This is a genomic window from Streptomyces collinus Tu 365 (assembly GCF_000444875.1).
Lineage (GTDB): Bacteria > Actinomycetota > Actinomycetes > Streptomycetales > Streptomycetaceae > Streptomyces > Streptomyces collinus_A.
The window spans coordinates 4,063,090-4,089,315 of record NC_021985.1; the positions used below are offsets into that span (position 1 = coordinate 4,063,090).

The 26,226-nt window shown below is 72.2% G+C and carries 26 protein-coding genes and 1 tRNA gene; 7 read left to right on the forward strand and 20 right to left on the reverse strand.

The window, feature by feature from the left end; translation table 11 throughout:
• Position 1: 1 nt before the first annotated feature.
• From B446_RS17590 to B446_RS17600, 3 genes are read right to left on the reverse strand one after another with little or no spacing between them, the layout of a single operon-like run.
• Positions 2–484, reverse strand: coding sequence for a GNAT family N-acetyltransferase (locus tag B446_RS17590; protein ID WP_020940802.1), 483 nt, complete (start codon positions 482–484; stop codon positions 2–4).
• A 48-nt stretch (positions 485–532) separates the two neighbouring features.
• On the reverse strand, positions 533–1,939 hold the full coding sequence (locus tag B446_RS17595; RefSeq protein WP_020940803.1) for an NAD(P)/FAD-dependent oxidoreductase: 1,407 nt from the start codon (positions 1,937–1,939) through the stop codon (positions 533–535).
• A complete protein-coding gene (locus B446_RS17600; RefSeq protein WP_234967507.1) occupies positions 1,936–2,595 on the reverse strand; it encodes a rhomboid-like protein in 660 nt (219 codons plus the stop codon). The genes B446_RS17595 and B446_RS17600 overlap by 4 nt, the downstream gene beginning before the upstream one ends.
• Before the next feature lie 199 nt (positions 2,596–2,794).
• On the opposite strand from B446_RS17600, the gene B446_RS17605 reads away from it, so the two are divergent.
• Both B446_RS17605 and B446_RS17610 read left to right on the forward strand, forming a co-directional pair.
• The gene (locus B446_RS17605; RefSeq protein WP_020940805.1) at positions 2,795–3,889 is read left to right on the forward strand and encodes a right-handed parallel beta-helix repeat-containing protein; all 1,095 of its coding nucleotides are present in this window, start codon (positions 2,795–2,797) and stop codon (positions 3,887–3,889) included.
• A gap of 59 nt (positions 3,890–3,948) precedes the next feature.
• Positions 3,949–4,977, forward strand: coding sequence for a methyltransferase (locus tag B446_RS17610; protein WP_043475889.1), 1,029 nt, complete (start codon positions 3,949–3,951; stop codon positions 4,975–4,977).
• Positions 4,978–5,062: 85 nt separating this feature from the next.
• Here the strand turns inward: B446_RS17610 and B446_RS17615 are convergent, their stop codons facing one another.
• The 7 genes from B446_RS17615 to B446_RS17645 all read right to left on the reverse strand — a co-directional run bounded on the left by B446_RS17615 (position 5,063) and on the right by B446_RS17645 (position 10,289).
• Positions 5,063–5,386: a TcmI family type II polyketide cyclase gene (locus B446_RS17615; protein ID WP_020940807.1), complete on the reverse strand. Its 324-nt coding sequence runs from the start codon at positions 5,384–5,386 to the stop codon at positions 5,063–5,065.
• A gap of 22 nt (positions 5,387–5,408) precedes the next feature.
• The gene (locus tag B446_RS17620; RefSeq protein WP_020940808.1) at positions 5,409–5,888 is read right to left on the reverse strand and encodes an SRPBCC family protein; all 480 of its coding nucleotides are present in this window, start codon (positions 5,886–5,888) and stop codon (positions 5,409–5,411) included.
• 1 nt (position 5,889) lies between these two features.
• Positions 5,890–6,144, reverse strand: coding sequence for an acyl carrier protein (locus tag B446_RS17625; protein ID WP_020940809.1), 255 nt, complete (start codon positions 6,142–6,144; stop codon positions 5,890–5,892).
• A 22-nt stretch (positions 6,145–6,166) separates the two neighbouring features.
• Complete coding sequence (locus B446_RS17630) at positions 6,167–7,411, reverse strand: beta-ketoacyl synthase N-terminal-like domain-containing protein (RefSeq protein ID WP_020940810.1); 1,245 nt, start codon at positions 7,409–7,411, stop codon at positions 6,167–6,169.
• Complete coding sequence (locus tag B446_RS17635; protein WP_043475893.1) at positions 7,408–8,676, reverse strand: beta-ketoacyl-[acyl-carrier-protein] synthase family protein; 1,269 nt, start codon at positions 8,674–8,676, stop codon at positions 7,408–7,410. Before B446_RS17635 ends, B446_RS17630 begins: the two co-directional genes overlap by 4 nt.
• The gene (locus B446_RS17640) at positions 8,673–9,119 is read right to left on the reverse strand and encodes a cupin domain-containing protein (protein ID WP_043478500.1); all 447 of its coding nucleotides are present in this window, start codon (positions 9,117–9,119) and stop codon (positions 8,673–8,675) included. Before B446_RS17640 ends, B446_RS17635 begins: the two co-directional genes overlap by 4 nt.
• Positions 9,120–9,206: 87 nt before the next feature.
• Positions 9,207–10,289, reverse strand: a complete 1,083-nt coding sequence (locus B446_RS17645) for a SchA/CurD-like domain-containing protein (RefSeq protein ID WP_043475894.1) — start codon at positions 10,287–10,289, stop codon at positions 9,207–9,209.
• Positions 10,290–10,491: 202 nt separating this feature from the next.
• Here B446_RS17645 and B446_RS17650 point away from each other — a divergent pair, with 202 nt between their 5' ends.
• Positions 10,492–12,159 carry an FAD-dependent oxidoreductase gene (locus B446_RS17650; RefSeq protein ID WP_020940814.1) on the forward strand — a complete coding sequence of 556 codons (1,668 nt, stop codon included), beginning with the start codon at positions 10,492–10,494 and terminating at the stop codon, positions 12,157–12,159.
• A 56-nt stretch (positions 12,160–12,215) separates the two neighbouring features.
• Here B446_RS17650 and B446_RS17655 read toward each other — a convergent pair.
• Positions 12,216–12,289: transfer RNA gene (locus B446_RS17655), tRNA-Thr, on the reverse strand.
• Between the two features lie 217 nt (positions 12,290–12,506).
• Here B446_RS17655 and msiK point away from each other — a divergent pair.
• The 3 genes from msiK (at position 12,507) to B446_RS17670 (ending at position 15,163) form a co-directional block, all read left to right on the forward strand.
• The gene (gene msiK / locus B446_RS17660; RefSeq protein WP_020940815.1) at positions 12,507–13,643 is read left to right on the forward strand and encodes a diacetylchitobiose ABC transporter ATP-binding protein MsiK; all 1,137 of its coding nucleotides are present in this window, start codon (positions 12,507–12,509) and stop codon (positions 13,641–13,643) included.
• A gap of 206 nt (positions 13,644–13,849) precedes the next feature.
• Complete coding sequence (locus B446_RS17665; RefSeq protein ID WP_020940816.1) at positions 13,850–14,311, forward strand: hypothetical protein; 462 nt, start codon at positions 13,850–13,852, stop codon at positions 14,309–14,311.
• A 120-nt stretch (positions 14,312–14,431) separates the two neighbouring features.
• Positions 14,432–15,163 carry a nucleotidyltransferase family protein gene (locus B446_RS17670; protein ID WP_043475895.1) on the forward strand — a complete coding sequence of 244 codons (732 nt, stop codon included), beginning with the start codon at positions 14,432–14,434 and terminating at the stop codon, positions 15,161–15,163.
• A 643-nt stretch (positions 15,164–15,806) separates the two neighbouring features.
• Here B446_RS17670 and B446_RS17675 read toward each other — a convergent pair.
• The 7 genes from B446_RS17675 to B446_RS17705 form a co-directional block, all read right to left on the reverse strand.
• Positions 15,807–17,546, reverse strand: coding sequence for a DoxX family protein (locus B446_RS17675; RefSeq protein ID WP_193384470.1), 1,740 nt, complete (start codon positions 17,544–17,546; stop codon positions 15,807–15,809).
• A gap of 128 nt (positions 17,547–17,674) precedes the next feature.
• Complete coding sequence (gene rlmB, locus B446_RS17680; RefSeq protein ID WP_020940819.1) at positions 17,675–18,616, reverse strand: 23S rRNA (guanosine(2251)-2'-O)-methyltransferase RlmB; 942 nt, start codon at positions 18,614–18,616, stop codon at positions 17,675–17,677.
• Positions 18,617–18,715: 99 nt separating this feature from the next.
• Positions 18,716–20,116 carry a cysteine--tRNA ligase gene (gene cysS, locus B446_RS17685; RefSeq protein ID WP_020940820.1) on the reverse strand — a complete coding sequence of 467 codons (1,401 nt, stop codon included), beginning with the start codon at positions 20,114–20,116 and terminating at the stop codon, positions 18,716–18,718.
• A gap of 85 nt (positions 20,117–20,201) precedes the next feature.
• Positions 20,202–20,606, reverse strand: a complete 405-nt coding sequence (locus tag B446_RS17690; protein WP_020940821.1) for a PPOX class F420-dependent oxidoreductase — start codon at positions 20,604–20,606, stop codon at positions 20,202–20,204.
• A 48-nt stretch (positions 20,607–20,654) separates the two neighbouring features.
• Positions 20,655–21,266, reverse strand: coding sequence for a 2-C-methyl-D-erythritol 2,4-cyclodiphosphate synthase (gene ispF, locus B446_RS17695; protein WP_020940822.1), 612 nt, complete (start codon positions 21,264–21,266; stop codon positions 20,655–20,657).
• Positions 21,256–22,008, reverse strand: coding sequence for a 2-C-methyl-D-erythritol 4-phosphate cytidylyltransferase (ispD, locus tag B446_RS17700; RefSeq protein WP_020940823.1), 753 nt, complete (start codon positions 22,006–22,008; stop codon positions 21,256–21,258). Before ispD ends, ispF begins: the two co-directional genes overlap by 11 nt.
• A 312-nt stretch (positions 22,009–22,320) precedes the next feature.
• On the reverse strand, positions 22,321–22,803 hold the full coding sequence (locus B446_RS17705; RefSeq protein WP_003953493.1) for a CarD family transcriptional regulator: 483 nt from the start codon (positions 22,801–22,803) through the stop codon (positions 22,321–22,323).
• Positions 22,804–23,417: 614 nt separating this feature from the next.
• On the opposite strand from B446_RS17705, the gene B446_RS17710 reads away from it, so the two are divergent.
• A complete protein-coding gene (locus B446_RS17710; RefSeq protein WP_020940824.1) occupies positions 23,418–24,110 on the forward strand; it encodes a hypothetical protein in 693 nt (230 codons plus the stop codon).
• Between the two features lie 106 nt (positions 24,111–24,216).
• On the opposite strand, the gene B446_RS17715 is transcribed toward B446_RS17710, so the two are convergent.
• Positions 24,217–24,897, reverse strand: coding sequence for a response regulator transcription factor (locus B446_RS17715; protein WP_010358452.1), 681 nt, complete (start codon positions 24,895–24,897; stop codon positions 24,217–24,219).
• The gene (locus B446_RS17720; protein WP_020940825.1) at positions 24,894–26,147 is read right to left on the reverse strand and encodes a sensor histidine kinase; all 1,254 of its coding nucleotides are present in this window, start codon (positions 26,145–26,147) and stop codon (positions 24,894–24,896) included. Before B446_RS17720 ends, B446_RS17715 begins: the two co-directional genes overlap by 4 nt.
• Positions 26,148–26,226: the final 79 nt, after the last annotated feature.

Consider the following 26,226-nt stretch of genomic DNA (forward strand, 5'->3'; position numbering starts at 1 on the left):
GTCAGCCGGCCGCGCGGCCCAGCTCGGCCAGGGCGTCGTCCGTCAGGCGGTACACCGTCCACTCGTCCTGCGGGCGGGCGCCGAGTGCCTCGTAGAAGCCGATCGCGGGGCGGTTCCAGTTCAGGACCGACCACTCCAGGCGCTCGTAGCCGCGGCTCACACAGATGCGGGCCAGTTCGGTCAGCAGGGCCCGGCCGTGGCCGCCGCCGCGCACGGAGGGGCGGACGTACAGGTCCTCCAGGTAGATGCCGTGCACCCCGCGCCAGGTGGAGAAGTTCAGGAACCACAGGGCGAAGCCGACGGGCTCCCCGGTGGTCTCGTCCTCGGCGATGTGCGCGAACGCCGCCGGCCGCTCGCCGAACAGCGCCTCGCGCAGCTGCTCCTCGCTCGCCCGTGCCTCCTGCGGCGCTTTCTCGTACTCGGCCAGCTCGCGGATCAGGGCGTGGATGACGGGGACGTCGGCGGGGGTCGCGGAGCGAATCATGAGGGGAGGGTAACCAGCGGCCGCCCTCCTCCCGTCACCCGGTCGGCGTCAGTGCCGGCCCGCCACCCGGTCCGCGGCCCGGGCCAGCCGCGAGGACCGCGCGCTCGGGTGGAGCAGTTCGCGCCGGTCGGCGGCGCGGTACGTGGCGTACATGCCCTGGACGCCCAGCCAGCGCAGCGGCTCCGGCTCCCACCGGCGGACCTTGTGGTTCACCCAGGGCAGATCCGTCAGCCCGGTGCGACCGCCCTGGCCCGAGTCCTGCTGGACGAGGTCGCGCAGGGTACGGGCGGCCAGGTTGGTGGTGGCGACGCCGGACCCGACGTACCCGCCCGCCCAGCCGAGTCCGGTGGTCCGGTCGAGGGTCACGGTGGCGCACCAGTCGCGCGGGACGCCGAGGACGCCGGACCAGGCGTGCGCGACCCGCACGCCGGCCAGGGCGGGGAAGAAGCGGGTCAGGATCTCCCGCAGGGCCTCGACGGTCTCCGGCTGGGTACGCCCGTCGTTGTCGGTGCGCGAGCCGAAGCGGTACGGCACCCCGCGCCCGCCCAGCGCGATCCGCCCGTCGGCGGTGCGCTGCGCGTACATGTAGGCGTGCGCCATGTCGCCGAGCGTCTCCCGGCCGTCCCAGCCGACGGCCGCCCACTGCTCCTCGGTGAGCGGTTCGGTGGCGATCATCGAGGAGTTCATCGGCAGCCAGGTGCGCCGCTGGCCCTTGAGGGAGGCCGTGAAGCCCTCGGTGCAGCGCAGGATGTAGGGGGCGCGGACGGTGCCGTAGGGGGTCACGGCGTGCCGGGGGCGGATCTCGGTGACCGGCGTCGACTCGTGCAGGGTCACACCGAGCGCCTCGACGGCCGCCGCGAGGCCCTTGACCAGCTTCACCGGGTGCAGCCGGGCGCCGTGCGGGGTCCAGGCGGAGCCCACCGCGCCGGCCACCCTGATCCGCTCGGCGGTCTCCCGGGCGCCGTACAGCTCGCGGTCCTTCTCGCCGTAGGACAGCTCGTGCTCGTGGAACGCCTTCAGCCGGGCCAGCTGAGCCGGGGTGGTGGCCACCTCCAGCACCCCGCCGCGGTGCACGTCGGCGTCGATGCCCTCCGCCTCCGCCACGGCGACGACCTCGGCGACGGTGTCGTTCATGGCCTTCTGCAGGCGTACGGCGGCCTCGTGCCCGTGCAGTTTCGCGTACCGGTCGCGGCCCGCGACGCCGTTGTACAGCCAGCCGCCGTTGCGGCCGGAGGCGCCGTAGCCGCAGAACTTCTGCTCCAGGACGGTGATCCGCAGGAAGGGGGCGGCCTTCTTCAGGTAGTACGCGGTCCACAGTCCCGTGTAGCCGCCGCCGACGATGACGACGTCCGCGGTCGCGTCCCCGGCCAGCGGCTCCCGCGCCACCGGGAGACCGTCGTCCGCGTACCAGAAGGAGATGCCGCCGTTGACGGCACTGCTCGCCGAGCTGCTCATGCGCGGACGTTAACCCACAGGGCGGTCAGTGTCTCCTTCGGATTCCATGCTTTTCCGCGGCCTCTGACCAGCGGATAGCAGCAGAGTCCGATGAGAACGGCCAGGAAGTGGCCGAAGTCGGTGAAGGTGCGGCCGGTGACGAGCGGGACCGTGTAGACCGCGAGCAGCACCGCCAGGTACCCGTACCGCCAGGGCGCCGTGATGTGGTACGTGAGCACCGCCGTGACGCCGGCCAGCGCGTAACTGACGCCGATGTCGAGGGAGTTGACGGCTGAGTGCGGGGCGATGCCGTCGTGGATCGCCTTCAGCAGGGCCAGTTCGCTGATCAGCGTGGCGAGCACGTGCGCGGCCACGCACACCGCGAGCCAGCGCAGGGTGCCGAGCCAGCGTTCGGCCGGGGCGTGGAAGACGGTGTACAGCACCGCGTACGGCAGCCAGCGCCCGCCGTCGATCCACATCGCGCTGGTGATCAGCACCCGTACCGGGTTCTGCGACAGCTCGTGGATGTTGGTGGAGCGCTGCCGCAGGAAGTCCTGCTCGAAGTCGGGCGACATGTGGTGCAGGGCGACGGTGGTGAAGAACAGGATCAGCAGCCAGATGTACGTCCCCGGGGCGCTGCGGATCCAGGCCGCGACCGCCCGGAGCCCACGACGCACGCGCCTGTCCCGGTTCACACCCGCCAGTATGGTCGGCGGTCGGCCGCCCGCGCACGGCGGCCGACCCGGCGCGGGCCGGGTCGGCGGAGCCGGCGCGGACGGGACCGGCCGGCGGCCCACGGGCGCCCCGCACCGACTGACACGCCGCCGATCGGCCTATACGGCAACAAGGGGATTATTCGGTCATACCGTACGCGATATGAAGAGATGTCACCTCGTATATCTCGCCTGCACCGCCGCCCTCGTCGGCGCCGGCGTGGGCGCCGCACCCGCCTCGTCCGCCCACCGGACGCTGGTCGTCCACCCGGGCCAGTCGATCCAGAAGGCGGTGGACTCCGCACGGGCCGGGGACACCGTGCTCGTGCTCGCCGGCACCTACCACGAGAGCGTCAAGATCGGCACTCCCGGCCTGACGCTGCGCGGCGTGGGCCCCCGTACGGTGATCAAGCCCGTCGGCACCAAGCCCGCGCCCAAGCCCCCCACGTCGGCCGCCAAGGCCGCCGAGAGCTGCTCGGAGGGCGGCAACGGCATCTGCGTGGTGGGCACCAAGACCAAGGACGTCGCGGGCGTCACCGTCTCCGACCTGACCGTGACCGGCTTCAGCCGGACCGGGGTGTTCGGCATGGCGACGGACGGCATGACCGTCCGCAGGGTGTACGCCTACAAGAACGGCGTCTGGGGCATCGCCCAGGAGCGGTCCGTGCGCGGCCTCTTCAGGAGCAACTACGCGCGTGACAACGGCGACGCGGGCCTGTTCCTCGCCAACACCATCAAGGAGGAGGCGGGCGCCTACGACGCCGCGGGCACGCGGGTCGAGCACAACCGCCTGGAGGGCAACCGGATCGGCGTGACCGTCCGCCGGCTGCGCAACGTCACCGTCGACCAGAACTACGTCACCGGCAACTGCGCCGGGGTGTTCCTCGTCGGCGACGAGAACAAGCCGAAGGCCGGTCACGTGGACGTGATCGCCAACCGGGTCGAGCGGAACAACAGGTCGTGCCCGAAGACCGAGCGGCTGCCCGCGCTCCAGGGCTCCGGCATCGTCCTGACCGGCACCGAGAGCAACCGCGTGGCCGGCAACCTGGTCACCGGCCACGCGGGCAAGTCCCCGCTGTCCGGCGGGATCGTGCTCTTCAAGAGCTTCGTCGGGGTGACCAGCGACAAGAACGTCGTCGAGGCGAACCGGCTGGACGGCAACTCCCCGGCCGACCTCGTGAACACGGAGACCAAGGGCAAGGGCAACACCTTCCGGAGCAACGCCTGCCGGGTCTCGCGCCCCGCGGGTCTGTGCTGACCGCCCGACCCCTGCCCCTGCTGGACCGACGAAGGCCGAAGAAAGAGAGAGGGCGGCAGATGACGTCCGCTGAAACAGCCCCACCGCCTCCCATGCGCCTGCGCGAACTCGTGTTCGGCGCGGCCGTCTCCGCCGCCGTCCGCGCGGCCGCACGGCTGGGCGTCGCCGACGCCCTCGACGACAGCCCGATGGCCGTGGAGGACCTCGCGGCCGCGGTGAAGACCGAGCCGAAGCCGCTGCGCCGGCTGCTGCGGGCCCTGTCCTGCTACGGCGTCTTCGCCGAGGGCCCCGACGGCACGTTCACGCACACCGACATGTCCCGGCAGCTGCGCGAGGACGCTCCCGACAGCCTGCGCGCCATCGCCCTGTGGTGCACCGAACCGTGGACCTGGGACGCCTGGCCCCGCCTCGACGAGGCCGTGCGCACCGGCAAGAACGTCGTGGAGGACCTCTACGGCAAGGAGTTCTTCACCTACCTCAACGAGGACGCCCCCGAGTCCGCGGACGTCTTCAACCGCGCGATGACCCGCTCCAGCGAGCAGTCGGCGCGGGAGGTGGCGGCGCTGCTCGACCTGTCCGGCGCCAAGTCGGTCGCCGACGTCGGCGGCGGCCAGGGCCACGTGGTGGCCTGCCTGCTCGACAAGTACCCGCGGATGCAGGGCACCCTGCTCGACCTGCCCCGGGTGGTCGAGAACGCCCTGCCGCGGCTGCGCGAGGGCGGCGACCTCGCCGACCGCGCGCGGATCGTGCCCGGCGACGTCCGGGAGGCGATCCCCGTCGAGGCCGACGTCTACGTCATCAAGAACATCCTGGAGTGGGACGACGAGAGCACGGCCCGCACGCTGCGCAACGTCGTCGAGGCGGGCGGCCCGGGCACCCGGGTGATCGTCATCGAGAACCTGGTGGACGACACCCCCTCGATGCGCTTCAGCACCGCCATGGACCTGCTGCTGCTGCTCAACGTCGGCGGGGCCAAGCACACCACCGACTCCATGGTGAGCAGGCTGGGCGCGGCCGGCCTGCTGGTGGACGAGATCCGGCCGGTCAACCCGTACCTGCACGCGTTCGAGTGCCACGTGCCCGGGTGACGCAGCCGCGCACAGGCCACCGGCCGCCGGGCCCGCGACGCTGCGGGCCCGGCGGCCGGTGGCCGTCCGGAAGTCGCCGTACGGCTCAGTCGCGCTCCCAGACGTAGAAACGCTGTGCCATCGCGTCCTTCGGGGACCGCCAGGTCTCCGGGTCGTACGCGCTGACGTACGCCGTCAGACGGTCGCTGACGTCCCGGAACTGGGGGTGCTCCGTCACCTTGGCGATGGCCGGTCCCGGCTCGCGCTCGGACTCGATGAGATGCAGGTACACATCGCCGAACTGGAAGAGGCTGCGCCGCACGACACCCACGAGGTGCGGCAGCTCCCCGCGGTCGGACTCCGCGAACACCTTGGCGATGTCCGGGGCGGAGCCCGGGGCCATCCGGGCGACGATCAGGGCCTGGTGCATGCGTCTTTCTCCTCGGTCCGGTTCAGTCGGCCAGGGCCGGGGCGGGCCGGTGTCCGGCGGCGGCCTTCTCGACCTTGTCCCGGATGAGGGCCATCTGGACCTTGGAGTTGCGGTTGATGTTGTCGGTCATCCAGTCGTCGTCGACCGGGGCGTCCGGCTTCATCGCGAAGTCCTGCGTCCAGACCATGCGGGTACCGGCCGGGACCTCCTCGTACTGCCACAGGATGTCCATGTGGGCGAACGGTCCGGTCTCCACGCGGCGGGCGCGGACGGTGAGCGAGCCGCGGTCGGGCTCGCGCTCGGAGACCCAGCTCCAGACGGTGCCGTTCTCGTCCGGGTGCATGGTCAGCCGGAACGTCGTCTTCTTCCCCTCCTGGGAGAGGATCTCGACGGAGGCGTACTCGCTGAACAGCTGCGGCCACCTCTCCAGGTCGTTGGTCATGTCCCAGACCAGGTCCAGCGGAGCGGCGATCGTGATCTCGTTCTGGGTGTGTCCTGCCATGTCAGGCTCCTGCCATCAGGGTGCTGTTGACGAGGTTGAGGAACTGCTGGGGCGTCTTGCAGCGCTCCGCGTCGACCGGCATCGGGGTGCCGTGCGAGTTCTCCAGCTCGCCGACGATGCCGAGCAGGCCCAGCGAGTCGACACCGAGGACGTCGAAGCCGGTGTCCGGCCTCTCCTGGAGCTGCTGCGGGCTGACGGTGACCCCGGCGGCCTTCTTCATCAGCGCGGCGAGTTCTTCCACCGTGATCTGGGACATGCGCTTTCCTCCTTTGCTGTGCTCACTGCGTGGCGCCGTGCCGCAGCACCAGCGCCGAGTTCGACCCCATGAGTCCGCGGCTGAGGACCAGCGCCGTCCGCACTTCGGCGACGCGGGCGTGGCCGGTGACGAGGTCGAGGTCGTGGCAGACGTCGACGACGTTCGGCGTCGGCGGGATCACCCCGTGCTCCATCGCGAGCACGGCCGCCGCGGTGTCCAGCACCGGCGCCGCGCAGTAGCCCCGGCCGGTGCCGGCCTTGGGCGCCGTGACCGGCACCCGGGCGCCGTGCGCGCCGAGGGCGTCGGCCAGGGCGAGCGCCTCGGCCCGGTCCGCCTCCGGCACCCCGAGGGCGTCGGCGAAGACCACGTCGATCTCCTCGGGGGCGCAGCCGGCCTCGTCCAGGGCCTGCCGTACGGCCTGGGCCAGGCCGTCGCGGGACTCCGCCCAGCGGGAGGCGCCGGTGAACGTCGCCGCGTGTCCCGCGACGAAGGCCCGGACCGGCACACCGCGTTCGCGGGCGGACCGCTCCGCCTCCACCACGAGCATGGCGCCGCCCTCGGCCGGCACGAACCCGCAGGCGGTGTCCGTGAACGGGCGGTAGGCGCGGGACGGGTCGGTCTCGCGGCTCAGTTCCTCGTAACCGAGCTGGCAGACCACCGAGTACGGCGCCAGCGGTGCCTCGGTGGAGCCGGCCACGATCACGTCGGTGCCGCGCCGCACCGCACGGGCGGCGTGCGCGAGGGCGTCCAGACCGCCGGCCTCGTCGGAGGCGACGACCGAGCAGGGGCCCTTGAACTTGCGGCGGATGGAGATCTGCCCGGTGCTCGCGGCGTAGAACCAGGCGATGGACTGGTAGGGGCCGACGAAGCGGCTGCCCTTGCCCCACAGCTGCTGCAGCTCGCGCTGGCCGAACGCGCCGCCGCCGGAGCCGGCGGCGGTGACCACCCCGATGGAGTACGGCTCCGCCGAGGTCTCGGCCTGCCCGAGCCGGGCGTCGTCCAGCGCGAAGTCGGCCGCGGCCATCGCGAAGTGCGTGAACCGGTCGGTCTGGACGAGGAAGCGCTCCTCGATCGTCACGCCCGGATCGAAGTCGCGGACCTCGCCGGCCACCTTCAGCGGAAGGTGCTCGCAGCCCTCGCGGGTGACCGGGCCGAGGACGCTGAGACCTTCCTGGGTGGCCTTCCAGAAAGTGTCGGTGCTGGTGCCGTTGGGCGCGACGACCCCGATGCCGGTGACGGCCGCGCGCCGGTCGTGCGGTTCGCTCATCGTGTCCTCTCCCTCGTCCGGGTCAGGACCACCGCGGACTGGAAACCGCCGAACCCGCTGCCCACGGACAGGACGCTGTTCAGCTTCCGTTCGCGGGCGACACGCGGGACGTAGTCCAGGTCGCACTCGGGGTCGGGGGTCTCGTAGTTCGCGGTCGGCGGTACGACCTGCTTGGCGAGGGCCAGCACACAGGCGACCACCTCGATCGCCCCGATCGCCCCGAGGGAGTGCCCCACCATCGACTTGATGGAGCTCATGGGGGTGCCGTAGGCGTGGTCGCCGAGCGCCCGCTTCACGGCCGCCGTCTCGTGGCGGTCGTTCTGCCGGGTGCCGGAGCCGTGCGCGTTGACGTAGTCGATGGCCGTCGGGTCGAGCCGGGCGTGGTCCAGTGCCAGGTCGATCGCCCGGGCCATCTCCAGGCCCTCGCTGGTCAGGCCGGTCATGTGGTAGGCGTTGCCGAAGGTGGCGTAGCCGCCCAGTTCGCAGTACACGTGCGCGCCGCGGGCCCGCGCGTGTTCCAGTTCCTCCAGGACGAGCACCGCGCCGCCCTCGCCCATGACGAAGCCGTCACGGTTGTTGTCGAAGGGCCGGGAGGCGTGTGCGGGGTCGTCGTTGTTCGGGGAGGTGGCCTTGATCGCGTCGAAGCAGGCCATGGTGATCGGGGAGATCGGCGAGTCGGAGGCCCCGGCTATGCAGATGTCGGCCCGGCCCTCCTCCACCGTGTGGAAGGCGTACCCGACCGCGTCGAGGCCCGAGGTGCAGCCCGTGGAGACGGTCTGCACCGGGCCCTGCGCGCCGAAACGTTCCGCCACGGCGGAGGCGACCGTGCTCGGCGAGAACGCCCGGTGCAGGTGCGCCTCCGCCTCCCGGTGATCGACGTCCCAGCGCCGGCCGCCCTGGCTGACCAGGACGTAGTCGTGCTCCAGCCGGGTCGTGCCGCCGACCGCCGTGCCCAGCGAGACGGCTATCCGCCAGGGGTCCTCCGAGGCGAGGTCGAGCCCGGAGTCCCGGACCGCCTCGTCCCCGGCGACCAGGGCGAACTGGATGTACCGGTCCGCCCGTGCGACCTGCTCCGCGTCCAGGCCGTGCGCCGCCGGATCGAAGTCGCACTCGGCGGCTATCCGCGACCTGAGACCCGTGGGATCGAAGAAGGTGATGCCCCGCGTCGCGGTCCGGCCGTCGGCCAGCAGATCCCAGAATGCCGGTACGCCGATGCCGCCCGGAGCAACGATGCCTATGCCGGTGACCGCCACGCGCCGGGTCATGACCGAACCCGGCCCCGGCCGGCCGCGTGCGCGGCACCCGCCTCGGCGGGCTCGGTCATCACCGCGGCGGCGCCGATGACCTCCGTCTCCTCCGTGTCGACGTGACCCAACTGCGGCCGTGGGGCCAGCGGCCCGAGGTGGAAGACGATCCGCGCCTCGGCCGTGCCCACGTTGCGGAACCGGTGGCGCATGTGGGCGGGGATCATCAGGCCCTGCTCGGGCCGCAGCGGGTGCGGCTCGCCGTCCAGGTCCACCTCCAGCTCCCCGCAGACGACGTAGACGAACTCCTCGGAGTACGGGTGGTAGTGCTCACCGATGCGGTCACCGGGCTGCACGATGGCCACGCCCATGAAGCCGCTCGTGGAGCCGACGGTGGCCGGGGTGAGCATGGCGCGCAGGTCGCCGCCGCGGCGGACGTTGGGCTCGACCTCGCTGAGGTCCACGATCTTGGGACGGGGTTTGATGGACAACGTTTCCTCCGTTTTGTCTGCTGCGTCGCCGCTGGGCGCTGTCGGGGCCGGGCGGCCGGGTCAGGCGTCCGGCGACCGGCGGTCGGTGATCAGGTCCATGGGGGTGGCCTCGGCCTCCAGCAGCTCGCGCACCTCGGCGGCCAGCCGGGCGTCGGCCGGCAGCGCCTCCGCGCCCCGCTCGTCGCGCACGTCCACCAGCCGGACCACGACGTCGTCACGCTGGAAGACCGTGCTGCGCAGCAGCGGGCTCGCCGGGTCCTCGGCGGCCGCGGAGTCCGCCTTCGCCAGCAGCTCGGCCAGCCGCATGCCGCGGCCCGGCCGCGCCGGGTAGCACAGGGCCTGCCGGAAGCCCTCCGGCTGCCCCTCCGCGCTCACGTGGTGCACGGCCGGCAGCGCCGCCCGGGTGAAGAACATCCGGGCCGACTCCTGGTCGTCGAGGTCCCGGTCCTGCTCCAGATACGGGTTGATCGCCGCCTCCACGGCCCGCACCTCGGGCTGCCGGGCCACGTGCCTGAGCGCCGCGAGCAGGTCGCCGCGCACCTCGATGGCCCGCACCACCCGGTTGCCGTGCATGAACAGCGAGGTCCGGCACAGCCGCGTCGTCGCGTCCACCTCCGCCTTGGGCGAGGCGTAGTCGGAGAGGATCTTCGCGACCTTCTCCTCGGTGCCCGGCTTGACCGTGAAGGTGAGCGCGTGCCGGATCACCCCGTCGCCGATGCGCGGGTGCGCCTGCAGCCGGCGCTCGCCCGCCCGGGTCTGGTCCGCGGCCCCGCCGGTCTCCCGCACCACGTGGAAGCGCAGCGAACGGGTGTCCCGGACGCAGCTGTGCAGCGGCTCCACCATCCGCACGTGCTCCTCGCTGTTCACCCAGGTGAGGAACGGCGGGGCACTCTCCCACTCGCTCGTGATGAGCCATTGGGAGGGATTCTCGATCGACTGGCAGAGTTGGTCGCTGACATGGCCGGGCACGGACGCAACCTGGTTGCAGAGCTGCTCGTACGCCTCGAGGAACTGCTGCTGCGCGCCGTCGTAGACGTCGACCAGGAGGACGACCCGGAGCCGGGAGCCGTCGAACACGGACTGGGAGACACGCTTCGACACCTCGCGTGCCGTTGCTGAAAGACGTTCAGACGTCGTGGTCATCCTGCACACATCTCCTTCGCGGGGGGCAGAGCCGTCACCGGGCGCACAGGACGCGACGGCGGCGTTCCTTGATCCTGTGCCGGTCCCCACAAGCCCGCGACTCGTATGAACCACGTGGGTGATTGGCCACGCGAAGCCGGCGCCACCGGGCAAGAGAACTCACAGGCGCCCCACACGCTCATCCCTGCCTCTGGAGGCTTCGATGCATCAAAAAGCCGACCACCGCGTCCCCGTCCTCATCGTGGGCGGCTCTCTGGTGGGCCTGTCCATGTCCGTGTTCCTGGGCCGACTCGGTGTCCGGCACATGCTCGTCGAACGGCACTCCGGGACCTCGATCCACCCACGCGGACGCGGCAACAACGTGCGGACGATGGAGCTGTTCCGGGTGGCGGGCGTCGAACCGGACATCAAGGCGGCGGCGTCGCTCCTGGCCGAGAACCACGGCATCCTGCAGACCCCGACCCTCGTCGGCGACGCGGGCGAATGGCTGTTCAAGCACATCGACCCGGGCGGCGGGCTCGCCCGGTTCAGCCCCACCGCCTGGTGCCTGTGCAGCCAGAACGACCTCGAACCCGTGCTGCTGGACAACGCCCGCGAACTCGGCGGCGAACTGCGCTACTCCCACCAGATGGAGTCCTTCGAACAGGACGCCGACGGAGTGACGGCGGTGATCCGCGACCGCGCCACCGACCGGTGCCACACCGTCCGGGCGGACTACCTCGTCGCCGCCGACGGCCCGCGCAGCCCGGTCCGGGGCGCCCTCGGCATCGGCCAGAGCGGCCCCGGCGACCTGTTCGCCAACGTCAGCGTCACCTTCCGCTCCGCCGCCCTGGCCGACGTCGTCGGCGACCGGCGCTTCATCTGCTGCTACCTCACCCATCCGGACGCCGACGGCGCGCTGCTGCCCGTCGACAACAAGGAGCGCTGGGTCTTCCACGCCCCCTGGCACCCCGAGCGCGGCGAGTCCCTCGACGCGTTCACCGAGGAACGGCTGCGGGACCACATCCGGCGGGCCGTGGGCGTGCCCGGCCTGGACGTCGAAATCACCGGAAAGGCCTCCTGGCGGGCCGCCGAACGGGTCGCCGACCGCTACGCCGACGGCCGGGTCTTCCTCGCCGGCGACTCCGCCCACGAGATGTCCCCCACCGGCGCCTTCGGCTCCAACACGGGCATCCAGGACGCCCACAACCTCGCCTGGAAGCTGGCCGCCGTCCTCGACGGCTGGGCGGAGCCCGGCCTCCTCGCGTCCTACGACACCGAGCGCCGCCCGGTCGCCCTCGCCACCAGCGCCCGCGCCTCCGCCCGGTCCGTGGAGCACAGCCACCCCGGCTTCGCCCCGGCCCCCGGCGTCGGCGGCGGCAAGCGCGGCGGCATCCTCAACGTCGTCCTCGGCTACCACTACCCGCACGGCGCCGTCGTCGGCACCGACGAGGACCAGCCGGTGGTCCCCGACGGCCTCGCCCTGAACGGCCGCCCCGGCACCCGGGCCCCGCACCTGTGGCTGCGCCGCGCCGGAGCCCGCCTGTCCACGCTCGACCTGTACGAGCGCTCCCTCGTGCTGCTCACCGACGCCCCGGACGACGCCGGCTGGTACGAGGCGGCCCGCCGGGTCGCCTCCCTGGACGGCGTGCGCCTGGACGCCTACCGCATCGGCCCGGGCGCCGACGCCGACCTCACCTACGACACCGGCGCCCCAGGTGCGGCGGACGCCCCGGACTGGGCGGAGGCCCACGGCACCACGGCCGACGGCGCGGTCCTGGTCCGCCCGGACGGCTTCGTGGCCTGGCGCGCGACGGGCGCCGTCCCGGACCCGGAGGGCACCCTGCGCGAGGTGCTGCGCACCCTGCTCCGGCCGGCCCGGCGGCCCTGACCCGGGCAGACAGAAGGCCACCCGCACCGGACGGTGCGGGTGGCCTCGGTCTACGGAGCCCCCTGTCGGATTCGAACCGACGACCTACGCATTACAAGTGCGGTGCTCTGGCCATCTGAGCTAAGGAGGCCTGCACGCGCGTACCGCGTACGTGCCTGTGCAGTGTACCCACGTCCCACCGCGGGCCCGTCGAAAATCTCCGCGAAGTTCACAGGGGCCGGGGTGCTGACAGACGGGTGAACGGCAGGTACCGTCCAGAACCGGTTCACTCGCGTGGACTACACCAACCACCTTCCTACAACGGATCGTCCGGCACGTTCCTGCCGGTAGAAGGGGGCCCATTCACCATGGCCACTGTGACGTTCGACAAGGCGACCCGGATCTACCCGGGTTCCACCAAGCCCGCCGTCGACGGACTCGACATCGCGATCGAGGACGGCGAATTCCTCGTCCTGGTCGGCCCGTCGGGCTGCGGCAAGTCCACCTCGCTCCGGATGCTCGCGGGGCTCGAGGACGTCAACGGCGGAGCCATCCGCATCGGTGACCGCGACGTCACCCACCTGCCGCCCAAGGACCGGGACATCGCCATGGTGTTCCAGAACTACGCGCTGTACCCGCACATGACCGTCGCCGACAACATGGGCTTCGCGCTCAAGATCGCCGGCGTCAACAAGGCGGAGATCCGGCAGAAGGTCGAGGAGGCCGCGAAGATCCTCGACCTGACCGAGTACCTGGACCGCAAGCCGAAGGCGCTCTCCGGCGGTCAGCGCCAGCGTGTCGCCATGGGCCGCGCCATCGTGCGTGAGCCGCAGGTCTTCCTCATGGACGAGCCGCTGTCCAACCTGGACGCCAAGCTCCGTGTCTCGACGCGTACGCAGATCGCGTCCCTGCAGCGCCGCCTCGGCATCACCACCGTCTACGTCACCCACGACCAGGTCGAGGCCATGACGATGGGCGACCGGGTGGCCGTGCTCAAGGACGGTCTGCTCCAGCAGGTCGACTCGCCGCGCAACATGTACGACAGGCCCGCGAACCTCTTCGTCGCCGGCTTCATCGGCTCCCCGGCCATGAACCTGGTCGAGGTCCCGATCACCGACGGCGGCGTGAAGTTCGGCAACAGCGTCGTCCCGGTCAACCGCGACGCCCTGAAGGCCGCCTCCGACAAGGGTGACCGCACGGTGACCGTCGGTGTCCGCCCCGAGCACTTCGACGTGGTCGAGCTGGGCGGCGGCGCCGCGACCACCCTGTCCAAGGACACCGAGGACGCTCCGGCCGGTCTCGCGGTCTCCGTGAACGTGGTCGAGGAGCTGGGCGCCGACGGCTACGTCTACGGCACCGCCGAGGTCAGCGGCGAGGTCAAGGACCTGGTCGTCCGGGTGAACGGCCGCCAGGTGCCGGAGAAGGGCTCCACGCTGCACGTGGTGCCGCGTCCGGGCGAGACCCACGTGTTCTCCACCTCCACCGGCGAGCGGCTCTCCGACTGAGCGGCTGAGCAGCGCTTTCACGCACGGTTGACGGAAGGGGCCCCGCGGATCGCCGCGGGGCCCCTTCCGCTGCCGGGAGATACCCCGGCACGGCGAGCATTTCGGGCGGGGTGCGTCAACCCTCTACCCAGAAAGGGACGCCACTTCATCCCCCATAAGGGTGACCAAATGTCGCCATATGGTTACCGGGCGCTACCCTCACTCGCGTGAAGCACTCCACCAACCCTCAGACGCGACGCGGCCACCGGGGCGGCCCTGCCCGCCGGATCGGCCGCACTCTCGCCCTCGTCCTGCCCGTCGTCCTGGTGCTCTCCGGGACCCTCGCGGTCACCCGGGTCAACTGGACGGGGAGCCCTTCCAGCTCGGTGCTCACCGCCTCGGACATCTCCGCGGCGGAGGTCTCCACCCGGACGGTCACCCACGCCCCGCAGGACGTCCTGCGCGACCGGCTGATGACCGAGCTGCAGGACCGGAACCCGGGGGTGGTCCTCACCCACCTCCAGCAGGCCGTCAACGGGCACCCGTCACTGGCGAAGCACTGCTCCTCCATCGCGCGGGCCCTGGGCCAGGCGGCGGTCCGCATCTACGGGGCCTCCCGCGCGCAGTCCTACGCCCGGCCGGTCTGCGACACCGCCTTCGCCTCCGGCGTGCTGGCCGCGCACAGCTAGGCGCGGCGCGCGGGCTCGACGCGGCGCGCAGACTAGACCCGGTTGGGAAGTCGGTAACGGCTCCTTAAGGAGCTTGTTGCGGCCGGATTCCCGGCCGGGGCGCCACGTACAGTTCGGGTCATGACCCATCCGAACGCCGCGTCGCGCCCCACTCAAGCCGTAGTCCTGGCCGGTGGCCAGGGCTCACGGCTGCGTCCCTACACCGACGACCGGCCCAAGCCGATGGTCGAGATCCCCGGCACGGGCACTCCGATCATCGGGCACCAGCTGGCCTGGCTCGCCGAAGAGGGCGTGACGGACGTGGTGGTCTCCTGCGGCCACCTCGCCGAGGTGCTGCAGAAGTGGCTGGACTCGGCCGAGCTGCCGGTGTCCGTCACCACCGTCGTGGAGACGGAGCCCCTCGGCCGGGGCGGCGGACTCAAGTACGCCGCCGCGCACCTGCCCCACCCCGACCGGCCCTGGTACGCCACCAACGGCGACATCTGGACCCGCTTCTCCCTGCGGGACATGGCCGACTTCCACACCGAGCGGGACGCCCTCGCCACGCTGGCACTGGCCCGGCCCCGGATCCCCTGGGGCGCGGTGAAGACCGACGGCTTCGGTCACATCACCGACTTCATCGAGGCCCCGCCGTCGACGTTCGAGATCAACGCCGGCGTCTACGTGTTCTCCGCCGACTTCAACGACCTGCTGCCCGACCGCGGGGACCACGAGCGCACCACGTTCCCGCGCCTCGCCCGCGAACGGAAACTCGCCGGCTTCACCATCCCGCAGGGCGCCTACTGGCGAGCCATCGACACCGCCAAGGACCTCACCGAGGCAGCCAAGGAACTGGCGGCCCTGGGCCGCTAGGGAACGCCGGACGCTGTGCCCGGGACCGCCGGCCCGGGCACACGCTCCCCGCCCCGGACGGACGGCCCGGCCCACCGGCGGACGCGGAGCGCAGGAACCCCGGTGCCGCCCGGACCTCCAGGCGCACACACCCAGGAGCTCCGGGCGCCCAACGACGGCACCGTGCCGACAGCCGGGCGCCGGACCGGCCCCAAGCCGACCGCCCCCACGCCTCCGGGCCACATCCAGGCGCACGCCGACGGATCCAGGGCCGGCAGCCGGACGCCAGACCGGAGAGACCAGCGGAGCCTGCGGTCGCCCCACCACGGCTGCGGACCGCAGCCAGGACCAGTCGCCGCGTGCCTGCCGCCGAGCACCTGACCGACGGACGGCCCCGGGCCCACGGCCAGGCGGACAGCGGCAGCCTCGGGCCGGCGGCCGGACGCCGATCCGGTGGTCCCGGCGGGCGGTCGGGCGCGCCTCCGCTCGCGGCCTCCGGCCGCCTTCGCGGGCCCGCTCCCCGGCCCACGGGCCGTACGCCGAGGCGCCGTGGCGCCGTGGCGCCGTGGCCCGAGCCTCGGACCTCGCACACCGGCCTCACGCCGAAGGGCCCCGTACCTTGCCGGTACGGGGCCCTTCCGTGGTGCGTCGGCTGTGCTGTCCGCTAGCCCAGCAGGCCGCCCACCAGGCCCGGCTGGCCGGTGGAGGAGGTGCCGCCCGAGCCGCCGCCGTTGCCGCCGGTGGACGTGCCGCCGCCCGTCGCCGTGCCGCCCGTGCTGGTCGGGCCCGCCGTGGTGCTGGGGGCGCCGCCCGTCGGGGCGGAGCGGCGGGGCGGGACCTGGCCCGAGGTGCCCTGGGTCTGGCTGGGGGTCGTGGTGGTGGAGCCGGTGCGGCGGCTCGCGCCGGGGGTCGTCGCCGCACCGGAGGGGCTGGCGCCGGCCGTCGCGCCGCCGGACGGCGAGCTGGAGGCCGACGGGGTGCGCCGGTGCGGCTGACCGGGCTCCTGCGGCAGCGGGGAACCGGGCGCGTTGTTGCGCGGGGCCTCGCCGGGGCCGGGCACGACCACCCGGCTGGAGTCGCGCACGGCGCCGCCCAGCAGGGAGCCGACGAGCAGGGTGAGACCCACGGTGACCGCCGTGACCAGCGCGCCGCGGCGCAGGACGTAGCGGCGCAGCTCCCAGATGTCCGCGCGGGGGCCGAGCGTGCGCCAGGCCCTGCCGGCGAGTCGGCCGTCGACCGAGTAGACCGGGGCGCCCGCGATGATCAGCGGGGACCAGGCGGCCAGGTAGATGATGTCCGGGGTGTCGTAGGCGGGGACGCTCTTCCAGCTCACCGTGACGATCAGCGCGGCCGAGAGCAGGGCGCCGACCACGGCCGCGACACGCTGCCAGCAGCCGAAGACGGTCAGGACGCCGACGACCACCTGGAGGAAGGCGATGACCAGCCCCGAGCCGACCGGGTGGTGCAGCGCGAACTGGCGCAGCGGCTCGGCGACGTCCCACGGGTGCAGGGTGTTGAGCCACTTGACCATGGAGCCGCGCTTGCCGCCGTCGAAGTAGACGGGGTCGCACAGCTTGCCCATGCCGCCGTAGATGGAGATGAAACCGAGGAAGATGCGCAGCGGGAGCAGGACGACGCCGAGGTTCATCCGGCGGCCCGGGTAGTAGGCGTGCCGCGCCGGGTCGTCGCCGTGGCGCCTGCGCAGGCGCTCGCCCGTCTCGGCGGTGTCCTCGTAGTCGCCGTAGTCGTCGTAGTCGCCGTAGTCGTCGTGGTCGCCCTGACCGGCGTACTCGTCGTGACCGGCGTACCCGGCGTGGTCGCCGTACCCGCCGTCGAACTCCTGCGTCGCGTAACCCGGTTCGTCGTAGGCGCTGCCCGCGCTGCGCATGGGCGGCAGGAGCCGGGTGCCCTCGTCGGGGGCGGTGCGCTGGTGGCCGACGACCGGCGTCTCCACCGTCTGGTCGAGCCCGGGGTAGGCGTCCGGGTAGCCGGTTCCCACGCGCGGGATGACCTGGGTGGCGCCGGCCTCGACGGGCTCGTCGGCATGGCGGACGCTGCCCCGGACGGCCTGGAGCAGCCGGTGGGCGCCGGTGTCGTCGGGCGCGGACCTGCCGCTCCACACGACGGGGCGCCGGCGGCCGGCCGCGGCGGTGGCGCCGGCCCGTCCCCCGGTGCCCATGACCGGCATACGGCCGGGTTCCTGGGTGGCGCTCAGGTGCCGGGCGATCCGCGGGGATAGGCCGCGCTTGGCCGACGCGCCCAACTGCACGCGGAAGCTGGCGTGACTGACGATGACCTGCGCCGGATCGCTCGGCACCTTCACCATGCTCAGCGCGGGAGCGTCGTCGAATCCCGACGAGCGGTCCCCCGTGGGTGTGCGGGGTGTTCTGGTGTCCACACTCATCTAACCGAGTGACGTGGAGTTAGGACACTGCTTTGACCGCCCGGATGTGTCCGGACCCCGTCAAAGCGGCTCCTGACGCCACATGGACGCCGTAATGACCCCGCACGGGTGAAGTGCCGGACGGGTGTTCAGCTCCGCCTGCGCGCCGCCTCGTACAGCACGATGCCCGCGGCCACACCGGCGTTCAGGGACTCCGCGCCACCCGGCATCGGGATCCGCACCCGGTGGTCGCAGGTCTCGCCGACCAGGCGGGACAGGCCCTTGCCCTCGCTGCCGACCACGATGACGACGGGTCCGCCGAGCGCCTCCAGGTCGCCGAGCTCCACCTCGCCGTCCGCCGCCAGGCCCACGACCGTGATGCCGGCCTTCTTGTAGGCCTCCAGGGTCCGGGTGAGGTTGGTGGCGCGGGCGACCGGCGTCCGGGCGGCCGTACCGGCGGAGGTCTTCCAGGCGCCGGCGGTCATGCCGGCCGAGCGGCGCTCGGGGACGACCACGCCGTGGCCGCCGAAGGCGGAGACGGAGCGGACGACCGCGCCGAGGTTGCGCGGGTCGGTCACGCCGTCGAGCGCGACGATCAGCGGGTCGGCGGCCTCGTCGTAGGCGGCCTCGGCGAGGTCCTCGGGGTGCGCGTACTCGTACGGCGGGACCTGCAGGACCAGGCCCTGGTGGTTCAGGCCGTTCGTCATGCGGTCCAGCTCGGGCCGCGGGGCCTCCATCAGGTTGATGCCGCCGCGCTCGGCGGCGAGCTGGAGGGCCTCGCGGACGCGCTCGTCGTTGTCGACGAACTGCTGGACGTAGAGCGTGGAGGCGGGCACGCCCTCGCGCAGCGCCTCGACCACCGGGTTGCGCCCGACGACCAGTTCGGAGGGGGACTTGCCGCCGCGGCCGCGCGCCACGGGGCGGCGCGCCGTCTGCTTCGCCTTCGCGGTGGCGATGCGGTTCTTCTTGTGGCCCTTGCGCATCTCGGCGGGCGGGGTCGGGCCCTTGCCCTCCAGGCCCTTGCGCCGCTGGCCGCCACTGCCGACCTGCGCGCCCTTCTTGCCGGACATGCGACGGTTGTTCGCGGCCATGACCTACCTGTCTCTGTGGTGCGTGCGGATGTGTACGTCTATGCAGTGTGCCGCCCGGAGGTCCGGGCGGCACAATCGATCATCGGATCGCGGGCGCGCTCAGCGCTGGCCGAGGCTCCAGCGGGGCCCCTGCGGGCTGTCCTCGATGACCAGACCCGTCTCCTTGAGCTGGTCGCGGATGGCGTCCGCGGTGGCCCAGTCCTTGCGGCCGCGGGCCGACTCGCGCTGGTCGAGGACGAGCCGGACGAGGCTGTCGACCACACCGTGCAGGTCCTCGCCCCGGTCGGTGTCGCCGGCCCAGAGCGGGTCGAGCGGGTCGAGGCCGAGGACGCCGAGCATGGCGCGCACCTCGGCGAGCCGGGCCACGGCGGCGTCCTTGTCGTCGGCGGCCAGCGCGCTGTTGCCCTGCCGGACGGTGGTGTGTACGACGGCGAGGGCCTGCGGGACCCCCAGGTCGTCGTCCATCGCCTCGGCGAAGGCGGGCGGCACCTCGGCGGCGGGCTCGACGGCCCCGCCGGCCGTCTCCACCACGCGCTGGATGAAGCCCTCGATACGGGCGAACGCGGACTCGGCCTCGCGCAGCGCGTCCTCGCTGTACTCGATCATCGAGCGGTAGTGCGGGGTGCCGAGGTAGTAGCGCAGGACGATCGGGCGCCACTGCTTGACCATCTCGGAGACCAGGACGCTGTTGCCGAGCGACTTGGACATCTTGTCGCCGGCCATGGTGACCCAGGCGTTGTGCACCCAGTACTGCGCGAAGTCGTCGCCGTAGGCCTTGGCCTGGGCGATCTCGTTCTCGTGGTGCGGGAAGATCAGGTCGAGACCGCCACCGTGGATGTCGAAGGCGCTGCCCAGGTACTTGTGGGCCATCGCCGAGCACTCCAGGTGCCAGCCGGGGCGGCCGGGACCCCAGGGGGTCGGCCAGGTCGGCTCGCCGGGCTTGGCGGACTTCCACATGGCGAAGTCGCGCGGGTCGCGCTTGCCGGTCTCGCCCTCGCCGGAGGGCTGGAGCAGGTTGTCCAGCTCCTGCCGGGACAGCTCCAGGTACCCCGGGAAGGACCGCACGTCGAAGTAGACGTTGCCGTCGGACTCGTAGGCGTGGCCGCGCTCGATGAGGCCCTGCATCATCTCGATCATCTCGGTGACGTGGCCGGTCGCGCGGGGCTCGTAGGTGGGCGGGAGGCAGCCGAGGGCGGAGTAGCCGTCGTTGAAGGCGCGCTCGTTCTCGTAGCCGATCGACCACCAGGGCCGGTTCTGCTCCTGGGCCTTCTTGATGATCTTGTCGTCGATGTCCGTGACGTTGCGGATGAACGTCACGTCGTAGCCGCGGTGGGCGAACCAGCGGCGCATGATGTCGAAGTTGAGGCCCGAGCGGATGTGCCCGATGTGCGGGGCCGCCTGCACGGTGGCGCCACAGAGGTAGATCGAGACACAGCCCGGCGTGAGCGGGGTGAAGTCACGGATCTGCCGGGCGCTGGTGTCGTACAGGCGAATGGTCACCACTCCAGGGTAGTGGGCGCCAGGCAGTGCCTCACGCCCCTTCCCCACAATGCCCGTGTGACGAGCGCGCCGTACCGCCGGCGCCTCAGAGCATGCCGACCACCTTGGCCGGGGTGATGCGCACCACCACCCGCTCGGCGTCGTTCACGGAGGCCGGGTTGAAGTCCGCGTACTTCTTGCCGGTGTACTTCTCGCTCAGTTCGTCGATGAGTTCCGCGGCGCCGTCGGTGGTCATCTCGGCGGTGCCGCGGATCTCGGCGTACTCGTAGGGCTGCTCGGGGTTCATGACGACGACCGTGACGCGCGGGTCGCGGTCCAGGTTCTTCTTCTTGCGGCGGTCGGCCGTGGTGGAGAAGAGGATGTCGTCACCGTCGCGCTTCACCCAGACCGGGGACATCTGCGGGCTCCCGTCGGGCTGGATGGTGCCGACGACGATGAACACCTTGTCGTCCAGCAGGGACTTGACCCGGTCGGGCAGTACGGCGGGCATGGGTACCTCCTCGGTCAGCGGTGACTGTGCGGGTACCCTCGCACGCCGTCAGCCCACCCGCACCACGAGTGCCGTGGCCACCGCCATGAGTCCCTCCTCGCGGCCGGGGAAGCCGAGACCGTCGGTCGTGGCGCCGGAGACGGACACCGGGGCGCCGGCCGCCTCGGAGAGGATCTTCTGCGCCTCGTCCCGGCGCTTGCCGATCTTCGGCCGCGGTCCGACGACCTGGACGGCGACGTTGCCGATGGTGAAGCCGGCCTCGCGGACGATGCGGGCGGCCTCGGTCAGCAGGGTGGTGCCGGAGGCGCCGGACCACTCGGGGCGCCCGGTGCCGAAGTGCTGCCCGAGGTCGCCGAGCCCGGCGGCGGAGAAGAGCGCGTTGCACGCGGCGTGCGCGACGACGTCGGCGTCGGAGTGCCCGGCCAGGCCGGGACCCGCGTCCTCCCACTTCAGGCCGGCGCACCACAGCTCGCGGCCTTCCTCGAAGGCGTGGATGTCGGTGCCGATGCCGACCTGGGGCAGCGCGAACGGGAGGGCGGCGGCCGGGCCCCGGGCGGGCCGGTCCCCGGAAGCCGCGGGCCGGTCGCCGGAAGCCGCGGGCCGGTCGCCGGAAGCCGCGGGCGGGTTCTCCGCGGCCGGGGGCAGGTTCTCAGAAGCCATCGTTGAGCCTCCTGCGGGCCAGGACCGCCTCGGCGAGGACCAGGTCGAGGGGGCGGGTGACCTTGAAGGCCTCCTCGTGCCCGGGGACGGTGACGACCCGCAGGCCGAGCCGCTCGACCATGCTCGCGTCGTCCGTGACGTCCTCGGTGACGGTCTCGTGGGCGCGGACCAGGGTCGCGCGGTCGAAGCCCTGGGGTGTCTGCACGGCGCGCAGCCGGGCCCGCTCGGGCGTGGCCACGACCGGCTCGGGGTCGCCGTGGACGGCCGCGGGCTCGACCTCCTTGACGGTGTCGGCGAGCGGCAGCGCGGGCACCACGGCGGGCGCGCCCTCGCGTACGGCCTCGATGACCCCGTCCACGGTGTCGACGGGGACCAGCGGGCGGGCCGCGTCGTGCACGAGGACGACCCCGTACTCGGGCGGCAGGGCGTCCAGGCCCAGCCGGACCGACTCCTGGCGGCTGTCCCCGCCGGGCACGACGAGGAAGTCGGTGCGGTCGGGCAGGGCGTGCGCGTCGAGCAGGGACTTCACCTCGGCGGCGCCGTCGGGCGGGGCCACGACGATCACCAGGGCGACGTGCCGGGAGGCGGCGAGGGCGCGGACCGCGTGGATCAGCATGGGTGTGCCGTTCAGCGTGCGCAGCGCCTTGGGGGCGCCGGGGCCCAGGCGGACGCCCCGGCCGGCGGCGGGAATCACGGCGGCGACGGGGATCTGCGCGGGTGAGGGGCGCGAATCGTCAGACATCGGTTCCTGTCAGGTTTGTGTGCTCGACCCAGGTGGGTATGGCCTGGAGGAGTGCCGGGCGCGACGCCTTGACCGGACCCTTCCGTGACCCTGGTCGAGCCATCTGCCCGGGCCCGGCACACCAAGTATCGGGGGGCTTCCCCCGAGATGAACGACAGGCGTCGTACCGGCCCGTCGCCCCGGCCGCACCGCGGCCGGAGTTCCGGGGACGAACATGCCGCAGCGCCCGGCGACAGGATCAGTGTCATCGGGCACCGCGGCAGTTTCGCTGTGTTGCGCGTGCTGCGGGCGGCGGTTGCCGCCGCGGGCGCGTCAGGAGGCGAGTACCTCGTCGAGCAGAGCCTCGGCCTTGTCCTCGTTCGTGTTCTCCGCGAGGGCCAGCTCGCTCACCAGGATCTGGCGGGCCTTGGCGAGCATGCGCTTCTCACCGGCGGAGAGTCCGCGCTCGCGCTCGCGACGCCACAGGTCACGCACGACTTCCGCGACCTTGATGACATCGCCCGAGGCGAGCTTCTCCAGGTTTGCCTTGTAACGACGGGACCAGTTCGTGGGCTCCTCGGCGTACGGAGCGCGCAGCACCTCGAAGACCCGGTCCAGCCCGTCCTGACCGACCACATCACGCACGCCGACGAACTCCGCATTGTCCGCTGGCACACGTACCGTCAGGTCACCCTGGGCGACCTTCAGCACCAAGTAGGTCTTGTCCACGCCTTTGATCTGGCGAGTTTCGATAGCCTCGATCAGCGCGGCCCCGTGATGGGGATAGACCACGGTGTCGCCAACCTTGAACGTCATGTGACAGGTACCCCTTCCGTGGCTATCCAGGGTAACACGGATACGGCGGGTTCTGAATGGCGTTTTCGCAGGTCAGGGCATATCTCGGGGCTTGACAACAGCGACAGGAACGTGCTGCGGAGGGCCTGCGGAACCAGGTATTCGCAGGTCGGAGGGGCTCTCCGGGCGGAGGGAAACGCGCACGCTACACGCCCCGGAGGGCGCTTCCAAGCGGATGAACATCCCGATTTGTCCGCTTCCAGACGTGCGACTTCCGCTACTCCGTTCGGAGGCCCGGCGCCGGCGCGAGCCGTTTCCGGAATTGATCAACGCGGGCCGGACGGGTGATCGGTGATCCATTTCCGGGGCGATCACGCATTCCTTCACGAAAATGTCGCCGGCGGTCCCGGGAGCGCTCGCACGCGCGTTATGTGAATGCCGGACGTGGCCTCCGGCAAAGTGACCGGCGGGTCACTCGCGGGCCTCGCGGTACCCCCACCCGGAGGGATGCGGGGGGCTTGGGGGAGGGTCGGGTGCGGCGGCGCCGGAACGGCTCGGTAACCTGAGGTCGCTGACAGACACTTAGGGTGGCTTTATAGAGGAGCCGCCCCTGCGTTCAAGGAGTTGCCGCCGCCGTGAGCAGCAGCCTTCGACGCGGCGCCCTCGCCGCCTCCGCCATCGCCTTCTCGATCGCCTCGCTCGCCGCCTGCGGCGCCGGAAACAACTCCCAGACGCTGGAGATCAAGCCGGACAACGCGGCCACCAGCGTCGGCGCCATCAAGGTCCAGAACGCCACGATCATCACCCAGCCCGACCCGCAGGCCACCGGCCCGGCCGTCGTCTCCGCGACGATCTTCAACGGGGGCAAGACCGACGAGACGCTCCAGTCGGTCACCGTCGCGGGTGCGAGCCAGCCGCTCAAGCTCTCCCCGGCCAAGGGCCAGAGCCTGACCGTCCCGGCCCACGGCTCGCTGATCCTCGGCGGCAAGGGCAACGCCTCCGCCGTGCTGGCCAGCGGCCGCGAGGCGGTCCAGAACGGCAACGTGCAGAAGGTGACCTTCACCCTCAGCTCGACCGGTGCGGTGAGCCTGAACGCCTACGTGGTCCCGGCCACCAGCTACTTCAGCGGCTGGGGCCCGAGCGAGATCCCGACCGCCTCGGCCACCGCCTCCCCCGCGCCGGGCGCGTCCGCGTCGGGCAGCGGCAAGCCGCACAAGGGCGGCAAGGCCACCGCCTCGGCGACGGCCACCGGCACCGCCTCCGCCGGCGACGCCGCCAACAGCGGCGCCACCCCGAGCGACTCGGCGTCCCAGTCGGCCGGCAACTGAGCGAGCGCACGCACGAAGGGCGGCACCCCGCACGGGGTGCCGCCCTTCGTCGTCCTTCGCCGGTCCCTCGCGGCCGCGCACCGGGCCGCCGCGGGGACGGTGCGGCCTACGGCTCGAACTTGTACCCGAGGCCCCGCACCGTCACCAGATACCGGGGCGCCCCCGGGTCCGGCTCGATCTTGGCGCGCAGCCGCTTGACGTGGACGTCCAGCGTCTTGGTGTCCCCGACGTAGTCGGCGCCCCAGACCCGGTCGATGAGCTGCATGCGGGTCAGCACACGGCCGGCGTTGCGCAGCAGCATCTCCAGCAGGTCGAACTCCTTGAGCGGGAGGTCGACCTTCGAGCCCGAGACCGTGACCACGTGGCGGTCGACGTCCATGCGGACCGGCCCCGCCTCCAGGGCGGCCGGGGTGACCTCCTCCGGCTCGCCGCGACGGCGCAGCACGGCCCGGATGCGGGCGACCAGCTCACGCGAGGAGAAGGGCTTGGTGACGTAGTCGTCGGCCCCTATCTCCAGGCCCACGACCTTGTCGATCTCGCTGTCCTTGGCGGTCACCATGATCACGGGGACGTTGGAGCGGCCGCGCAGCTGCCGGCACACCTCCGTGCCGGGCAGCCCCGGCAGCATCAGGTCGAGGAGCACGAGGTCGGCGCCGTTGCGCTCGAACTCGTCGAGTCCGTCGGGGCCGGTGGCCGCGACGGCGACCTCGAAGCCCTCCTTGCGGAGCATGTACGACAGGGCGTCGGAGAAGGACTCCTCGTCCTCGACGACGAGCACTCGGGTCACGGAAGGACCTCCGGGGCGGGAAGCGGTTCGTACGGAGATGTGTCGGTGGGGCCGCCGTCCTCTTCGTCGAGGTCGGGGTGGTGCAGCGCGCGGTCACGGGCCACGCCCGCCTCCGGCAGCCTGAGAGTGAACGTGGAGCCCTGCCCCTCGGCGCTCCACACCGTGACCTCCCCGCCGTGCGAGGCGACCACGTGCTTGACGATGGCGAGTCCGAGGCCGGTGCCCCCGGTGGCCCGCGAGCGGGCCGGGTCGACGCGGTAGAAGCGCTCGAAGATGCGCTCCTTGTCCTTGTCGGAGATGCCGATGCCCTGGTCGGTGACGGCCAGTTCGATCATGTCGCCGCCCGGGGCGACCACCCTGCGGGCGGCGATGCCGACCCGGGTGCGGGCCGGTGAGTAGTTCACGGCGTTCTCGACCAGGTTGCCGAGGGCGGCGGCGAGCTGGCCGCGGTTGCCCCAGACGTGCAGGTCGGCGGTGCCCCCGGCGGCCATGATGATCTGCTTGGCGCCGGCCTGGTGGCGGCAGCGGTCGACGGCCTCGGCGACCAGCTCGTCCACCCGGACGGGCTCGGCGTCCTCCAGCGGGTCGTCGTTCTGCACCCGGGAGAGGTCGATCAGCTCCTGGACCAGGTTGGTCAGCCGGGTCGCCTCGATCTGCATGCGGCCCGCGAAGCGCTGCACGGCCTCGGGGTCGTCGGAGGCGTCCATCACGGCCTCGGAGAGCAGGGAGAGCGCGCCGACGGGCGTCTTCAGCTCGTGGCTGACGTTCGCCACGAAGTCGCGCCGTACGGCCTCGATCCTGCGCGCCTCGGTGAGGTCCTCGACCAGCAGCAGGACCAGCCGGGAGCCGAGCGGGGCCACCCGCGCGGAGACGGCGAGGGCCTCGCCCCGTCCGGTGCCGCGCCGGGGCAGGTCCAGCTCCACCTGGCGTATCTCGCCGTCGCGTCTGGTGTCCCGGGCCATCTGGAGCATCGGCTCGACCGAGAGCTTGCCGCCGCGGACCAGCCCGAGGGCGTAGGCGGCGGAGCTGGCCTTGACGACGGCGTCGGCCTCGTCGAGGACGACGGCCGAGGAGCGGAGCACGGACAGCACGGTGTCCACGCCGGGCGGGAGTACGGGATCGGTGTGCAAGGAAGTCCTGGTGGGTCGCTTCTGGTCGCGTTCGCTCCAGCGGAACGCCAGCATGGCGATGACACCGGTAAGCACCCCGGCGATCGCTGCCGCTGCGGCGACCGCCGCGTTCACGTCCATGCCTCAAGGTTAGGCATGTCGAACGAGCTGGCCACAGCCGTCGAGGTGCGACCTCGAACACTCGTCGCCCAGAGTTCAC